This is a genomic window from Paraburkholderia sp., assembly GCF_024281035.1.
Lineage (GTDB): Bacteria > Pseudomonadota > Gammaproteobacteria > Burkholderiales > Burkholderiaceae > Paraburkholderia.
The window spans coordinates 1-16417 of sequence record NZ_JAMXLH010000022.1 but is presented as its reverse complement, the minus strand read 5'-3'; the positions used below and the strand labels follow the sequence as shown (position 1 = coordinate 16417).

At 67.7% G+C, this 16417-nt stretch carries 13 protein-coding genes and 1 pseudogene; 10 read left to right on the top strand and 4 right to left on the bottom strand.

Annotated elements, in window-relative coordinates; translation table 11 throughout:
* Positions 1 to 307 precede the first annotated feature (307 nt).
* From Q0L30_RS06170 to Q0L30_RS06125, 10 genes are all read left to right on the top strand, one after another.
* Entirely contained in the window at positions 308 to 964 is a 657-nt protein-coding gene (locus Q0L30_RS06170) for a hypothetical protein (protein WP_296652638.1), read from the top strand.
* Positions 965 to 1003: 39 nt separating this feature from the next.
* Positions 1004 to 2920 (top strand): AMP-binding protein, encoded by a 1917-nt coding sequence (locus tag Q0L30_RS06165; protein WP_296652636.1) that lies wholly within the window; start codon positions 1004 to 1006, stop codon positions 2918 to 2920.
* The gene (locus tag Q0L30_RS06160) at positions 2917 to 3924 is read left to right on the top strand and encodes an acyl-CoA synthetase (RefSeq protein ID WP_296652633.1); all 1008 of its coding nucleotides are present in this window, start codon (positions 2917 to 2919) and stop codon (positions 3922 to 3924) included. Before Q0L30_RS06165 ends, Q0L30_RS06160 begins: the two co-directional genes overlap by 4 nt.
* Complete coding sequence (locus Q0L30_RS06155; RefSeq protein ID WP_296652630.1) at positions 3921 to 4568, top strand: outer membrane lipoprotein carrier protein LolA; 648 nt, start codon at positions 3921 to 3923, stop codon at positions 4566 to 4568. The genes Q0L30_RS06160 and Q0L30_RS06155 overlap by 4 nt, the downstream gene beginning before the upstream one ends.
* 65 nt (positions 4569 to 4633) lie before the next feature.
* Positions 4634 to 7174 (top strand): MMPL family transporter, encoded by a 2541-nt coding sequence (locus Q0L30_RS06150; RefSeq protein WP_296652627.1) that lies wholly within the window; start codon positions 4634 to 4636, stop codon positions 7172 to 7174.
* The gene (locus Q0L30_RS06145; protein WP_296652625.1) at positions 7171 to 8163 is read left to right on the top strand and encodes a polysaccharide deacetylase family protein; all 993 of its coding nucleotides are present in this window, start codon (positions 7171 to 7173) and stop codon (positions 8161 to 8163) included. The genes Q0L30_RS06150 and Q0L30_RS06145 overlap by 4 nt, the downstream gene beginning before the upstream one ends.
* Positions 8160 to 9389 (top strand): beta-ketoacyl-[acyl-carrier-protein] synthase family protein, encoded by a 1230-nt coding sequence (locus Q0L30_RS06140; RefSeq protein ID WP_296652622.1) that lies wholly within the window; start codon positions 8160 to 8162, stop codon positions 9387 to 9389. Before Q0L30_RS06145 ends, Q0L30_RS06140 begins: the two co-directional genes overlap by 4 nt.
* Complete coding sequence (locus tag Q0L30_RS06135; RefSeq protein WP_296652620.1) at positions 9376 to 10203, top strand: beta-ketoacyl synthase chain length factor; 828 nt, start codon at positions 9376 to 9378, stop codon at positions 10201 to 10203. Before Q0L30_RS06140 ends, Q0L30_RS06135 begins: the two co-directional genes overlap by 14 nt.
* On the top strand, positions 10200 to 10751 hold the full coding sequence (locus tag Q0L30_RS06130) for a hydroxymyristoyl-ACP dehydratase (protein ID WP_296652617.1): 552 nt from the start codon (positions 10200 to 10202) through the stop codon (positions 10749 to 10751). The genes Q0L30_RS06135 and Q0L30_RS06130 overlap by 4 nt, the downstream gene beginning before the upstream one ends.
* Entirely contained in the window at positions 10748 to 11005 is a 258-nt protein-coding gene (locus Q0L30_RS06125) for a hypothetical protein (protein ID WP_296652614.1), read from the top strand. Before Q0L30_RS06130 ends, Q0L30_RS06125 begins: the two co-directional genes overlap by 4 nt.
* 77 nt (positions 11006 to 11082) lie before the next feature.
* Here the strand turns inward: Q0L30_RS06125 and Q0L30_RS06120 are convergent, their stop codons facing one another.
* The 4 genes and pseudogenes from Q0L30_RS06120 to Q0L30_RS06105 form a co-directional block, all read right to left on the bottom strand.
* Positions 11083 to 12609: an FAD-dependent oxidoreductase gene (locus Q0L30_RS06120; RefSeq protein WP_296652611.1), complete on the bottom strand. Its 1527-nt coding sequence runs from the start codon at positions 12607 to 12609 to the stop codon at positions 11083 to 11085.
* A 95-nt stretch (positions 12610 to 12704) separates the two neighbouring features.
* A pseudogene (locus Q0L30_RS06115) lies at positions 12705 to 12827 on the bottom strand (UTP--glucose-1-phosphate uridylyltransferase); the annotation flags it as partial.
* A 447-nt stretch (positions 12828 to 13274) separates the two neighbouring features.
* Positions 13275 to 14294, bottom strand: coding sequence for a DNA-binding protein (locus Q0L30_RS06110; protein WP_296652608.1), 1020 nt, complete (start codon positions 14292 to 14294; stop codon positions 13275 to 13277).
* 413 nt (positions 14295 to 14707) lie between these two features.
* On the bottom strand, positions 14708 to 16417 hold a 1710-nt coding region (locus Q0L30_RS06105; protein ID WP_296652605.1), incomplete at its 5' end, for a YadA family autotransporter adhesin.

Sequence of the window (16417 nt, the reverse complement as noted above, 5' to 3'; positions counted from 1 at the left end):
AAAATCCGTGCCCACCCGGTGGTCTCCCCCCTCGCGGCACTCTAAAATGTGGCCGCTGACACGCACCGGCAAATCCCCCGCCGAAAGCCTTTCGTATGGCTCGATGGTTTGACCCGATGGCTCGCGGATCGGTCTAACCCATACCAACCGATTCCAACCGGTTTCGAGGTCCCGCCCTGACGTTTCCAGACATGCAGCACAATTTATCCCTTTTCCTGCTGGTGAGCCCTTCCCCCTGCCGCAGCCCGTCGCGCTGCGGCTGGAAGGACCCTGTGCGACCGGCGCCGACGCGCGCCGAGGCAAGCCGGTGCGCGCGCTGAAGCCCATCGCGCGCGGCGGCGCTGCGTTCGCGGGATTGCTGGCCTACGAGGCCGGCGCGCACCACGCGGCCGCAACACCGGGCGAACATGGCTTCGGGCTCGCGCTCGTGCTTGCGCCGCTGTTCGCGATCGCGTTGTCGGCTGCGGCGCGCTCGAAGCGGCGAGGCTGGTTGCTGCCGCTGTGGGCGCTGGCCTGCGCCGCGCTGTGGATTGCGCGCGGGCCGCTCGCGCAGCACTTCGCGTGGGGCCTGTATCTCGAGCACGCCGGTTTCAACCTGGCGCTCGCGCTGCTGTTCGGCAGCACGCTGCTGCCCGGCCGCGAACCGCTGTGCACGCAGTTTGCCGCGCTGATGGACGGCTCGCTCACGCCGCCCGTCAAGCGCTATACGCGACAGATCACCGTGGCGTGGACGCTCTTTTTCGTTGCGATCGCCGCAATTTCGACGGTGCTGTTTGCGACGGCGCCAATCGTCGAATGGTCGACGTTCGCCAATTACTTCGCGTTGCCGCTCGTCGGCGTCATGTTCGTGGCCGAGCACGTCTGGCGCCGCTTCGCGCTGCCGGACACGCGCGGCGCGGGCATGCTGGATGCTGTGAGGGCATATCGGCAGACGATGGCGCTACGCGCGGGCCGGGCGCCATGATGTCGCCGCGCCCTCCTCGCAACCGTTTTTGCTGACGTCATGTCGAGTTATCCGCTGCTATTTCACCCGGCACCCGGCCGGACCATCGCCTGGCGCGACGGCGCGCCGGTTTCCGTGCGCACGTTCCTCGCGGATGTCGCCCGGGTCGCCGCCGCGCTCCCGTCCGGCGGCCATGTATTCAACGTCTGTATCGACCGCTACCGGTTCGCGGTCGGCCTGTGCGCGGCGCTCGTAGCCGGCAAGATCAGCCTGCTGCCGTCGACGCAAACGACGGAAATGGTGCGCCAGCTGGCGTCGTTCGCCCCGGACACGTTCTGCCTGCACGATGCGGCCGACTGCACGATCGACTTGCCGCGCTTCCGGTTTCCGGAGCCTGGCGCGCCCGGTGCGCACGATATGCACGACGACATCGCCGTGCCGCAGATCGACGCTGCGCAGGTCGTCGCCTACGTCTTCACATCGGGCTCGACCGGTACGCCGGTGCCGCATCGCAAAACGTGGGGACTGCTCGTGCGCTGCGTGCGGGCCGCAGCCGAACGGCTCGGCCTGGCTGCCGACCCGGATTCGGATGGCGGTTCGGATGCCGGAGGGTACACGCTGATCGGCACGGTGCCCGCGCAGCACATGTACGGCTTCGAATCGACGGTGCTGCTCGCGCTGATCGGCGGCCTCGCGTTCAGCAATCGCCAGCCGTTCTACCCGGCCGACGTGCGCGCCGAACTCGAAGCGGTGCCCGCGCCGCGCGTGTTGGTGACGACGCCCGTGCATCTGCGCGCGCTGCTCGCCGCCGACCGGGCGCTGCCGGGCGCGTCGCTGGTGCTCTCGGCCACGGCGCCGCTGCCGCCGACGCTCGCCCGCGAGGCCGAGGCGCGGCTCGCCGCACCGCTGATCGAGATCTACGGCAGCACCGAAACCGGCCAGATCGCCACGCGCCGGACCGCACAGGGCGATCCGTGGCACCTGCTGGCGGGCGTGCGCCTCGACACGACTCCGCAGGCACCCGGCGACGGGCAGGACAACGGCGCGAGCGACGAAGCTGGCAACGCAGCGGGCAACGAAGCGGGCAACGACGGCGGCCCGTGCGCCTGGGCGTCGGGCGGCCACATCGAAGAACCGGTGCCGATGGGCGACGCCATCGAACTGCTGGACGACAGCCATTTCCTGTTGCACGGTCGCAAGACGGACCTCGTGAATATCGCGGGCAAGCGGACGTCGCTCGCGTACCTGAACTATCAACTGAACGCGATCCCCGGCGTCGAGGACGGCGTGTTCTACATGCCGGACGAAGCGCCTTCGCAAGCCGGTGCGGCGGCAGATACGGACGCTGCGGCGAAGTTGGGCAACTGCACCGGCAACAACGTGGACAACCCCGCGTGCGGCGGCCCGGTCGCGCGCCTGGCCGCGCTGGTCGTCGCCCCGCAACTGAGCGCCGCCGACCTGTTGCACGCGCTGCGCGAGCGCATCGATGCGGCGTTCATGCCGCGCCCGCTGCGGTTCGTCGACACGCTGCCGCGCAACGCGACCGGCAAGCTGCCGCGCGACGTGCTTGCAACGCTCGTCGCGCAGCGCCCGAACGAGGCGCAACCGTCGTATGAGACAGAGCCTGCGCTGCAACACGCTGCCGGTCGCACCGCGCCGCTCACGTTCACGATTCCCGCCGGCCACCCGGCCTTGCCTGGCCACTTCCCCGGACAACCGATCGTCCCCGGCGTGGTGTTGCTCGATCACGCGCTCATGGCGCTCGGCGCGGCGTTGAACCGCTCGTTCGACAGGTGCCGCATCAACTCGGCAAAGTTTCTGAGCCCTGCGGCGCCCGGCGAAACGCTCGATGTCGGGTTCGAAAGCACGGCGAGCGGTGCGATCCGCTTCACGGTGAGCGCCGGTCAGCGCGAGGTCGCAAGCGGCGTACTGTCCGCACCGGACGCAACCCAGGCCCACGGAGCGGCAAGCGTATGAAGCTCAACAGATGGGCTCAACACAAGGAGCGCAGCAATCTCACGCTGCTGCGCGTGATGACGTGGCTCTCGCTGCACTTCGGGCGGCGGGCGGGCCGGATCGTGCTGCACGCAATCGCCGCGTATTTCTTCCTGTTCTCGCCGCCGTCGCGCGGGGCGTCGCGCTGTTATCTGCGCCGCGCGCTCGGCCGCCCGGCAAGATGGCGCGATGTATACCGGCACGTGTTCACGTTCGCGTCGACGATTCACGACCGCATCTATCTGCTGAACGACCGTTTCGACTTGTTCGATATCCGCGTGCGCGGCGAAACACACGTCATTGACGCACTCGCTGGCGGACGCGGCGCGTTCCTGGTCGGCGCGCATCTCGGCAGCTTCGAAGCGATCCGCGCGGTCGGCCGCACGCAGCCGGACCTGCGCGTCGCCGTCACGATGTACGAGGACAACGCGCGCAACATCAACGCGATCCTCGCGACCGTGAATCCCGACGCGAAGCCGGAGGTGATCGGCCTCGGGCGCGTCGACGCGATGCTGAAAGTGAGCGAGGCGCTCGATTCCAACACGATGGTCGGCATGCTCGCGGACCGCTCGCTGCTGCGCGACAGCGGCTCGTCGACGCAGACGATGCCTTTTCTCGGCGCGCCGGCCGCCTTCCCGCTCGGCCCGCTGCACATGGCGGCCATGCTCAGGCGCCCGGTGATCTTCATGACCGCGCTGTACCGCGACGACAATCGCTACGACATCCACTTCGAGAAGCTCGCCGATTTCACGGACGTGCCGCGCGAGCGTCGCGCAAGCGAGGTGCAGGCGGCACTGACGCGCTATGTCGCGCTGGTCGAGCAGTGCTGCGTCTCCGCGCCCTATAACTGGTTCAACTTCTTCGATTTCTGGCAGGAGGCCGACGCGCGCCGCCATGAGGAGATCGCGCGCGAAATCACACGTGAAATCACGCGCGAAGCCCCGCGCACGCGAACCGTCATGCCACGCGTGACCTCCGACACATGACGACGATGCAACGCCCTCTCCCTGTGCGCGCACGCTTCGCCACCGCGGCGGTTGCGCTGTCCACCATTGCCGCGGCCTTTTCGCTCGCCCTCCCATGCGGCGCCGCCGCAGCGGCCACAACTGCTGCCCCGGACGCCTGGACGCTCGACCGGCTGATGGCCACGCTCGCGCAAAACCGCTCGGGACACGCGACGTTCACCGAAACCAAGTACCTGTCGATCGCATCGCGTCCGGTGGAATCGTCAGGCGAGCTGATGTTCGCCGCGCCGGATCATCTGGAAAAGCGCACCGTCAGCCCGACGCCCGAAGATCTGGTGGTCGAGGGCGACCGCGTGACCGTCGCGCGCGGCGGCCATCGCTACACGCTGGCGCTCGATCAATATCCGGAAGTGGCCGCGTTCATCGAGAGCATCCGCGCGACGCTCGACGGCAATCGCTACACGCTCGAACAGCTGTACAAGGTTGCGATTGCGGGCCAGGGCGACGGCTGGACGCTGACGCTCACGCCGCTCGACGCGCGCATGCTGAAGGTCGTCAGCACGATCACGCTCGACGGCACGCGCGACCAGTTGCAGACGGTCACGATCCGGCAGGCCGACGGCGACCATTCGGTGATGCGTCTGCGAGACGCATCGGCCCGTTAGAGCCGGTCAGAACCCGCTTGGTCACACTTAGTCACGCTTATTAGTCACGCTCAGACCCGCCGATCATGATGCTGCAGAGCCCGCCACGTCTCACCGCGCATCGACGCCTGCGGGCGTTGCTGGAGCGGCGCGCCGTGCTGCTGTGGCTATTGTTCCTCGCCGCGTGCGGCATCGCGATCGCTCACGCGCGCTTCACGGCGGACCTGTCCGCATTCCTGCCGCGCTCGCCGGATGCCCGCCAGCAGGTGCTCGTCGATCAGTTGCGCGACGGTCTGCCCTCGCGGCTGATCCTCGTTGCGATCGTTGGCGGCGCACCCAACGACAGCGCCGCCAGCGCCGCGCGCGCAACGCTGTCACGCGAGCTGGCAGCCGCGCTGCGCCGCGATCCGCAGTTCGTGTCGGTCAACAACGGCGAGCCCGTGAGCAACGCGCGCGATCAGCAGTTCATCTTCGATCACCGCTACCTGCTGAGCCCGGCAGTCGCGCCCGCACGCTTTTCCGCCGCCGGACTGCACGCCGCGCTCGGCGAGAGCCTCGATCTGCTCGCGTCGTCGGCGGGGCTCGTCGAAAAGGCGTTGCTGCCGCACGATCCCACCGGCGAAGTCGCCGCGCTCGTGAGCCAGCTCGACAGCGGCGCGCTGCCCGCGTCGAGCCATGGCGTGTGGGCGTCGCGCGACGGGCAGCGCGCCGTGCTCGTCGTGCAGACGGCCAGCGCCGGTTCGGACACCGATGCGCAGGCCCGTGCGATAGCCGCCGTGCGGCACGCGTTCGAGGCGGCGACGCGAGCGCAGCCGAATGCGTCCGACTACAGGCTGCTGATGACGGGCCCCGGCGTGTTCTCGGTCCAGACGCGCGACGCGATCCGGCATGACGTCGAGCGGCTGTCGTCGATGAGTCTCGTGCTGGTGGTCGCGCTGCTGCTGACCGTCTACCGCTCGCCGCTTACGCTCGCGCTCGGGCTGCTGCCGGTGCTGTCCGGCATCGCGGCCGGGCTCGCGGCGGTAAGCCTTGCGTTCGGCACCGTGCACGGATTGACGCTCGGCTTCGGCACCACGCTGATCGGCGAGGCGGTCGATTACTCGATCTATCTGTTCGTGCAGTCCTCGCCCGCGCGTGCGGCGAATGTCGCCAGTGCGGCTTCGACACGCGTATGGATCGAACGCTACTGGCCCACCATCCGGCTCGGCGTGCTGACCTCGATTTGCGGCTTCGCGTCGATGCTGTTTTCCGGCTTCCCAGGCCTCGTCCAGCTCGGGCTCTATTCGCTCGCCGGGTTGACGGCGGCGGCGGTCGTCACCCGTTTCGTGCTGCCGTCGCTCGGCAGCCACCGCCGCGCCGTACGCGACACGTCGCGTGCAGGCGCGGTGCTCGCGCGCGCGTTGCGGTTCGCGCCGCGGCTGCGCTGGCCGTTCGGCGCGCTGCTCGTGGCGGCCATCGCGGTGCTCGCGGTGCATCGCGGCAACCTGTGGAGCCACGAACTCGCCGCGCTGAGCCCGGTGCCCGCGCAGAGCCTGGCGCTCGATACGAGCCTGCGCGCCGACGTCGGCGCGCCCGATGTGCGTTTTCTGGTGGTGGTCCCCGGTGCGAGCGAACAGGCGGCGCTCGAAGGCGCGGAGAAAGTGTCGGCGCAATTGCAGCCGCTGGTCGATGCCGGTGTGCTCGCGGGCTTTGAAAGCCCCGCGCGCTTCCTGCCGAGCGACGCAGCGCAGCGCGCGCGCCAGGCGAGCCTGCCGGACGCCGACGTGCTGACCGCGCGCATGCGCACGGCTGTCGCGAACCAGACGATCGACGTGAAGCCGGATCTGTTCGCGCCATTCATCGCCGACGTGAGCCGCGCGCGCGCGCAACCGCTGTTGCGCCGCGCCGATCTGCAAGGCACCTCGATGGCGCTCGCCGTCGATGCCCTCTTGAGCGAGCGCGACGGGCACTGGAACGCGATGCTCTCGCTGCGCACGCCCGCGCAGACAGACGCACAAACGGACGCGCGCGCAACCAATGTCGCGAACGCCGCGCAACAGCCGAGCCTCGACGCCGCGCGGATTCGCGCCGCCGTCGCGCGCGCCGGGGTGCCCGGTGCGCTGTTCGTCGACCTGAAGGCCGAAGCCGACCGCCTCTATGTCAACTACCTGCGCGAAGACCGGCGTCTCGCGCTCGCGGGCTTCGTGGCCATCGCCGCCCTGCTGCTGGTCGCGCTGCGCTCGCCGCAGCGCGTCGTCCGGACGCTGGCGCCACTCGTCGCCGCCGCGCTGGTCGTCAGCGCCGGCATCACGCTCGCGGGCACGCCGTTGACGCTGCTGCACCTGATCGGCATGTTGCTGATCGTAGCCGTCGGTTCGAACTACGCACTGTTCTTCAACAAGCCCGCCCACGCAGCCGATGGCGCACCGACGATCGCACCGCAAACGCTCGTCTCGCTGCTGATCGCGAATCTCGCCACGGTGGCGGGCTTCGGGCTGCTGTCGCTGTCCCACGTGCCGATGCTCGCGAGCTTCGGGCTGACCGTCGGCCCCGGCGCGATCCTCGCGCTGCTGTTCTCGGCGATTCTCGCGCCACCGGGCGTGCAAACCGCCGTGCAAAAAGCAGCCCGCAGCGGAGAGGCGACATGAACAACCCGTCGCCGACCGAAGCCGCCGTCGCCGCAACAACGCGCGATATCGCGCGGCGCTGGCGGCCCACGCCGCTGATCGCGGGCGCCTCGGCGCTGCACGTCGGCGCAGCGTCAGCCGTGGCACTCGCCCCGGCGACGTGGCCGTGGGCGGCGGGCAGCGTGATCGCGTCGCATCTCGTCCTGGTCGCGGCGGGACTGTGGCCGCGCAGCGCGTTGCTGGGACCGAACTGGACCGTACTGCCCGAACACGCCGACGGCCAGATCGCAGTCACCATCGATGACGGCCCGCATCCCGAAGTGACGCCCCGGGTGCTGGATCTGCTCGACCGCCACGGCGCTCAGGCGACGTTCTTCTGCATCGGCGACGCGGCGCGCCGCTACCCGCAGTGGATCGAAGCGATCGTCGCGCGCGGCCACGCCGTGGAAAACCACAGCCAGCAGCACCGCCACAATTTCTCGCTGCTCGGCCCCGGCGCGCTGCGGCGCGAAATCCAGACCGCGCAGAACACGCTGGCCGAAATCAGCGGGGTCCGTCCGCTGTTATTCCGCGCCCCGGCCGGGCTGCGCAATCCGTTCCTCGAGCCGGTGCTGTGCGAACTCGGTCTCACGCTGGTGAGCTGGACCCGGCGCGGCTTCGACACCCGCACACGCGAGCCCGCCGTCGTGACCGAACGTCTGCTGCGCGGACTCGCGCCGCGCGACATCCTGCTCCTCCACGACGCCAACGCGGCGCGCGACGCGCGCGGCGAACCGGTGGTGCTCGGCGTACTGCCCGCAGTGCTCGAAGCCGCCGCCAAAGCGGACTTGCGCTGCACGACGCTGCGCGCTGCGCTCACACCCCCTGCGCCCGCCACGCCCGCTGCACTGGCGGCCGTCCCCGCCGGAACACGCGCCGCGCCGGGCCAGCTTGCTAATATTCACAGCGACGGCACCCGCACAACCGCGTGCCCGACGCCTCACATCAGCCACGGGAATCGACCACGTTGAAACCTCTCCTGCTCACGCACTTCACGGCCACAAGTTGCCTCGGACGGGGCCTCGACGCCACGCGCGCCGCGCTGCGCGCCGGGCACGGCGGCCTTGCACGCTGCGACTTCGAGGACGTGACTCTCGACACCTGGGTCGGCGCGGTTGGGGACGTCGATGCACATCCGGTTCGCGCCGATCTCGCCGACTACGAGTGCCGCAACAACCGCCTCGCGCAGATCGGCCTCACGCAGGACGATTTCGCGGGCCACGTCGAGCGCGCCGTCGCGCGCCATGGCGTCGAGCGCATCGGCGTATTCATCGGCACGAGCACGTCGGGCATCCTCGAAACGGAACGCGCCTACCAGCGGCGCGACCCGGCGACGGGCGCGCTGCCCGCCGGCTTTCACTATGCCGAGACGCACAACACGTACTCGGCGGCCGCTTTCGTGCGCGCGTATTTCGGGCTGCGCGGCCCCGCGATGGCCATTTCGACCGCCTGCTCATCGGGCGCGAAGGTCTTCGCGACGGCGCGCCGGATGATCGAAGCGGGCCTCATCGATGCGGCCGTCGTCGGCGGCGTCGATTCGCTGTGCCTGACCACGCTGTACGGATTCAATTCGCTCGAACTGCTCTCGCGGCAGCCGTGCCGGCCATTCGACACCGCACGCGACGGCATTTCGATCGGTGAAGCGGCGGCATTCGCGCTGCTCGAACGCACGAGCGATGCGCCGCTCGCCGACGACACCATCCTGCTGCTCGGCGTCGGCGAGTCGAGCGACGCACATCACATGTCGTCGCCGCATCCGCAAGGGCTGGGCGCGCGCATGGCGATCGAACAGGCGCTGGCGTCGGCGGGCCTCGACGCGAACGCCATCGACTACATCAACCTGCACGGCACGGCCACGCCGAGCAACGATGCTGCCGAAAGCCGCGCCGTCACCGCGCTGTTCGACGGCACGCCGTGCAGCTCCACCAAGGGCGCGACCGGCCATACGCTCGGCGCGGCAGGTGCGCTCGAAGCGGTGATTTCGGCGCTCGCCTTGCGCGATCAGCAACTGCCCGCCGGCATCAACACGACGCAGGTCGATCCGATGCTTGCGCCACTCGACTACGTGTTGACGAGCCGCGCCGCGCGCGTGGGCGTCGTGCTCAGCAACTCGTTCGGCTTTGGCGGCACGAATTGCAGTCTCGTGCTTGGCCGTGCCGGGCACGCTCACTTCCGGGTTCGCCATGACCCGGCTTAGCGCATTCATCGAAAGCGTCGGGCTGCTCGGGCCCGGACTGCACGACTGGCCGCACGCGGCGCAGGTACTCGCGCAACGCGCGACCTACGCGAGCGCCCCCACGACAGTGCCGACACCCGCCTGCCTGCCGAGCGCCGAGCGGCGCCGCACCGGCGCGGCCGTGCGCGTCGCCCTCGCGGTCTGCCAGGAAGCCGCGGCGGCAAGCGCGCGCGACCCCGCCACGCTGGCGAGCGTGTTCACCTCATCGGGCGGCGACAGCTACAACTGCCACGCCATCTGCGAAGCGCTCGCGGGCCACGACCGGCAATTCTCGCCGACCCGTTTTCATAACTCGGTGCACAACGCGCCCGCCGGTTACTGGGGCATCGCATCGGGCGCGATGGCGGCGTCCACTGTGCTGTGCGCGCACGACGGCAGCTTCGCCGCGGGCCTGCTCGACAGCCTGTGCCAGGTCGCGGTGGATGCGACACCCACGCTGCTGGTCGCCTTCGATACCGACTACCCGGAGCCGATGCGCGCCGTGCGACCGATTCCGGGGATATTCGGCGTCGCCATGGTGCTGGCGCCGCAAGCCAGTCCACGTGCGCTCGCGCGAATCGAGGCGCGGCTCACCGATGCGCCGTCCACCGTCCTCGCAAGCCAGGCACTGGAGCAGTTGCGCCGGGACATTCCTGCCGCGCGCGCATTGCCGCTGCTCGAAGCGCTGGCGACGCAGCGTCGGGCGAGCGTGGTGCTCGATTACCTGTCCGACACGCGCTTGCAGGTCGATGTCGTTCCTTCGGACCTGGCAGGACACAGCGCGCTCGCGTCATGAACTCGCCCGATACGCCACTCACGACGCCACCCGCGCCGCTCGGCCGCGAATGGATTGCCGCGCACATCCCCCATGCGGGCGCGATGTGTCTGCTCGACGCAGTTGTCGCCTTCGATGACGAACGGATTCGCTGCACCGCCACGAGTCACCTGGATGCAGACAATCCGCTGCGCGCGAACGGGCGGCTTGCGGCGGTATGCGGGATCGAATACGCGGCTCAGGCCATGGCGGTGCACGGCGCCGTGCTTGATGCCGTAGTTGATGCCGTACTTGATGCCGTGCCTGGCGCCGGACCTGGCGCGGTGCCTGGCGCGGTGCGCGAGCGTCCGCGCGTGGGCTACCTTGCCAGCGTGCGCAGCGTCGAGGCCTACGTCGAGCGTCTGGATGACCTCGACGCCCCGTTGACGATCGAGGCCGAGCGCGTGAGCGGCGACACGCATACGATTCTTTATCGCTTCGCGATCCACTGCGGCGCACGCCTTATCCTGGCGGGCCGTGCCGCCGTGATGCTCGATGCGAATGCAAACCCGAAAGGAACCACTGCATGAAAATCCGGAAAATCCTGCTGGCGGCCGCGGTCCTCGCATCGATGAGCCAGGTCGCGCACGCCGATCTCCACGAAGTCGGCCACGATATCAAGACCACCACCGTCGACGCGGGGCGGAAGGTGGGCCATGCCGCGCGCGACGCCGGCCACGCGACGGCCCACGCCGCCAAAACCGTCGGCCACGGCATTGCGGATGCGTCGAAACACGGCTATCACGCCGTCAAGGACGCATTCCACAAGCACGACTCCAAATAACGCACCACATAGCGCACCAACCGGCATCGCGGCGGCCGCAAGGCGAATCGAGGCGAACCAGGGTGAACCAGGGCGAATCAAGGTGAATCGCGCTCCATCTCGACTTCGGCCCGCAGACTCTCCACGTCGCGGTAAATCGACGCGACAGCGATCACACGTCCGGCTCGCTTGTAGCGCAGCACGCAGTCGCGCGCCGCAATACTGCCTTCAATCAGGAGTTCATCCCAGCTTTCCGCGTGCCCGACGTAGTTGATCGGAACGTCGTAGTGCTGGCTCCAGAAGAACGGCACGACATCGAATTTCTCGTGTCCGCCGATCAGGTTCATCGCTGCGGTTTGCCCCTGACGTTGCGCGACGACCCAATGCTCGACACGAATATCCGCGCCGCTGTACGGATCGGGCCAGCGAGCGATATCGCCCGCGGCGAATATGCCGGGCACGCTCGTCTGCAAGCAGGCATCGACCACCACGCCCCGGTTGACCGCAAGGCCGGCTTGCTCGGCCAGCGTCAGTCGCGGCCGCACGCCGACACCGGCCACGACCAGGTCCGCCTCCACGCTGCCGCCCGCTTTGAGCGATACCCGCTGCGCGTCGATGGCGTCGACGGTGTTCTCCAGATGAAACACGACACCGTGTTCCTCATGCAGCTGCCGCACGAAATCACCCATCTCCGGCCCCAGCACGCGCTCCATCGGACGCCGCTCGGGCGCCACGACGTGTACCTCGAGTCCACGCGTGCGCAATGACGCCGCCACTTCCAGTCCGATGAAGCTGGCTCCGATCACGACCACGCGCCGCGCACTCGCCGCGCGAGCGATGATGGCGCGACTGTCGGCCAGCGAGCGAAGCGTATAAACGTGCGGCAAATCCATGCCTGGGATCGGCAAGCGAATCGCTTCCGCGCCGGTCGCCAGCAACAGGCGATCGTAGGGCACCTTGCTGCCATCGCCGAGTTCCACTTCCTGCGCGGCGATGTCGAGGCGCACAGCGTTGGCCTTCAGCCGCAAATCGATGCGTTGATCCGCGTAGAAGGCATCGTCGCGAAGCCAGACCCAGTCCTCGGGCGCGCTGCCGGCCAGGTAGTCTTTGGAGAGATTCGGACGGTCCACGGGCGCTGCGTCGTCGTCGCTCAGCATCGTCAGACTGCCTGCGTAACCGAGCCGCCGTAGACGCTCGGCAGCGGCAAAACCCGCCGCCCCTGCGCCGACGATGACGATCTTCTGCGGCGCGCCAGCCGGCACGGACACGGAACTGGCGGCTGGAGCAAGCTTGTGCAGCACAAACACCTTGTCGCCGCGAATGGCCGTGGACCAGCACGAGACAGGACTCAGCGCAGGCGCGCGCACCGCCTCGCCCGTACGCAGGTTGAAGCACGCGTGATGCCATGGGCACCGTACCGTGTCCCCGACGATCAACCCTTCGGAAAGCGGCCCGTGATAGTGCGTACAGGCCGCATCGACCGCGAGGAATTCATCGCCAACCCGCGCGATCATGACCGCGTCGTCACCGACATGTCCCGCCAACAGGCCGGTTGTGTCGAAAGATTCGATGGGCACGCCCTGGGCCAGGTCGGGACCGTTTTCACTTGCTGTATCACTGCTCATGCGAACCTCCGCGAGTCAATGGCGCAACGAGCCCCGCGCGCCGCGAGCGGATTGGCCGGGCACGGCGCCTGCCGCGCCCTGGCCCGCGTGTGCGCCGCCAACTGGATGAGTGGCTTGTCGATCACCGGCAGCATTTCCTTCGGACTCGCTTTGGTCGCCGGTAGAAAGCGCGTGTCGATTCCCGCTGCCGGGAACACTGCCTTATGAACACCAGGCATGATGACCTCACCCTTTCTGGTAGAGCCCGACGCAACGTTAGCCAACTTCAAACCAGTACGGCCCGCGAGACCTGCGTTCATTGTAGAACCAGCGTCGACGCGAGGTGAGTGCGTTCAATGCGGCAGGTCGCGTGTTTTGACGCGCAATGAATGAATTGATCGACACGATTGCGAAGCGAGCCGCCTGCGCGGAAATCGCCTTTCAAAGCGGAGGTTTTTCGCATCGGCGTGACCGGGCGACATCCCGGCGAGCGAGACGTGACGGCGCTCGTGAAGCGCGCCGATCCGGCCTTGTATCGTGCGAAGGAGACCGGGCCGGGAGAAACCGGGGCGAGGTGGGTTGATATCGCTCGCGCGTATTGCGTGTTACAGAAGCCGTGCCGCAAGGTCGGCCCGGTTCCCCCTGTCACCGTAGCGCAAAGGATTCACGCCGCCATCTCGCGGTCATCACGATTTGGCCGATCCTTGTTTTGCGGCCGTATTCGTGGCCGTCTTCGTGGCCGTCTTTGCAGCCGCCTTCGTGGCCGTACGCGTGGATGTCGCGCCGCGCCCCGTGCGCTGCACGGCGGCATCCGTATCCAGTGGCTTCTGCGTAACAGCGTCGCGTTCCTGCGCGCGCACACCCTGCGTTGCCCGCAAAGCATCCAGGTGACCTTCGAGCACGCCCGCCCGATGGCGCAAATCGCCCAATTGCGACTGCAAAGACTGGATCTCGGCGCGTGCATTTTCCTCGGCGCGGGCAACGCGTTGCAGTTGTGCGTTGGCGGTGCGCTCGCGCTCGATTTCCAGCAGCACGCGCTTTTCCGACGCCTCAAGACGCGTCTGAGCGAGTTCCGTGCTCGCCCGCTGCGTATCGAGTTGCGCGGCAAACCCGGCGCGCGCTTGCGCGAGCGCCGCATCGCGCTCGCGGACTTCCTGCTGCAGGCGCGCAAGTTCGCTCTTTAGCGCGCCGTTCTCAGCCTCGGTCGCGCCTTGCGCCTGCTCCAGTTCGTGAATGCGAACCTGCGCGGCGAGCAACGCACCCGTACGCTGCTCCAGCGCGAGTTCCGTGCGCACGAGATCGGCCTCGCGCGCGGCGACCGACACTTGAGCCGCCTCGCGCACTTGCTCGACCTCTTCGCGCAACGCGGCCAGCGACGCCTGCGCTGCCGCATTCGCGCGCGTCCAAAGCGCACCGATGAATTCGCCCGCGGCGCCTTGCAGGTCCTCGGGCAAATCCGCATGCTCGATTCGCACACGGCTCTTTTCGCGCAAATCGGACCAGAATTCGGCCAGCACGGTAGTGGGCGTGCCCATGCTGCCGCGCCGCACCAGCTGATAGAGCCGGTTGGCCGTAGGCGTGATGCCGAAGCGGAAAAACATGAGCGCACACACTTCGCGATAGAGCTCGCGGGTTTTCGGGAACTCGGCCTTCAACCGCTCGATTTCGGCGGCAAGGCGGGTTTCGTCGGCAATCGCGTCTGGCATGGCGTGGAGAATGAAAGGGACTTTCCCGTCCCGAGGCTGCGGCGGAAGCCGCGAGTCGGCATCAGTGTGCCCGGCTGAAGTTGCGAACGCTCATCGACACCAGCGAGAGGGGAAGTCCCTTTCATTCTCTAGTCGGAGGGGGAAAGACAGCGGCTTACTTCGCCGATGCGAGCGAGCTTAACCAGCCATTTATCACCACCATCCCGGTATTTATTGGTCATGGCGTTGCACTGCTACCGATCAACAAGGAAATCGAGGCGGCGCTAACTTCACAGCGTGTGCGACAGAGTGGAGCCATCGAATATATCTCAGATATCGAACGGAGTTAATCGGGCTGACGCATTTATGGTTATTTGATAACGTGCGTCATCATTGCCATCGCGCATTTGTACTGTTTTGCGCCCTGTGCCGGCCTACCACTGGTAGCCGCCGCCGAGCACAACGGCAACGTCGCTACGGGAATTGGTAGTCAGCGCACCCTTGAGCACCCATTTGCCGTTTTCGGTGATCGTGGATACCCCCATCGCGATCCCTTCTTCACCGTGGAATGTTGAGCCCGCAACGGAAACCATGCTCTTGCCGGGGCCCGTTGGTTGAGGCAGGCCGGCAACCGCCATTGCAGACGCGACGCCGCCGTACATGTCGTCTCTCAAGCGGCTAACGCCCTCCTGGAGGTTGTTGAACTGCTGGTTGGACTGCATCGCAACCGCACCGAGCTGGTTGACGTCGACCGCGTCGGTACCGTTGACCCCCGGCGCGACGTTCGAGATCGTTCGTTCCGAACCAGGCGCGCCTACCGATACCGTGTTGGGCGCCGACGCCACCGAGTTCGCACCCAGTGCCACCGAGTTCGTGCCGGACGCGATTGCGCCATTGCCGAGCGCAGTGCTGCCCGTGCCGTTTGCGGAAGCGCCGTTACCCACCGCGGTGCTATTCGTTCCCGAGGACACCGTGTTGACGCCCATTGCGATCGAGTTACTGCCCGTCGCGCCGTCGTTGTTATAGTTGCCGCCCTGCGTGCCGCCGTCGTTCACGCCGTAGTAGTACGCGCCGGATCCGTTGGCGGCTGCGGCCAGCGCATCGCCCACGTTGTCGTACGTATGGTTGTTGACGACGTAGCTCGGCGCCCCGACGGTGCCATCCGCGCTGTTGTGGGTCGATCCGCCGCCGAGGTTTTTCGACACGGTGTCGCCCAGGTTATTGATCGCAGCATCCAGCGAGCTCAATGCCTGATTCGTTGCGTAAAGCTGCGAACCGTTCACCGCATCGGTACTCGCCGCGCTCAGTTGACCCGCCGCTACGTTCGTGATCTGACGTTCGGCACCAACACTGCCTATGCTCACCACGCTCATCGGCGCTGCGCCCGCGTAGGTGTACGTCGTGCCGTCGATCGTCCCGCTCGCCGTCGGGTTGGCCGTGCCTGTCACCGAGTTCGCACCCAGCGCCACATCGCCGGCGTTGTTCGCCACCGCGCCCATGCCGATCGCCACCGAGTCCTGACCGACCGCCTGCGAGTCCGTGCCCGTGCTGTTCGCGTGAAAATACTTCGCACCCGTCGCGTAGAGGTTATCCACCTGATCGCCCAGACCGGTGATGTCGGCGGTGTTCTGCGCGACGTTCTGGTTCGTCGCGTTCAGTTGCGATCCGTTCACCGCATCCGTACTCGTCGACGACAGATCGCCCTGCGCCACGTTCGTGATCTTCGTGCCACCGGTCACGCCGCCATCGGTCGACGTCGCGCCGCCCAGCGTCACGCTGCTGTCGTTCACCGAGCCGTCCGGGTTCGTGCCGTACTTCACCGCCTGGTCGTTCAGTTGCTGCTGTGCCGTGTTCAGCGAATCGACCGCCTGGTTGGTCGCGTACAGCTGCGAACCGTTCACCGCATCTGTACTGGCCGCGCTCAGTTGCCCCGCCGCTACGTTCGTGATCTGACGTTCGGCACCGGCACTGCCTACGCTCACTACGCTCGTCGGTGCTGCGCCCGCGAAGCTGTAGTTCGTGCCGTCGATCGTGCCGCTCGCCGTCGGGTTGGCCGCGCCTGTCACCGAGTTCGCACCCAGTGCCACATCGTTGGCGTTGTTCGCCACCGCGCCCATGCCGATCGCCACCGAATCCTGCCCCAC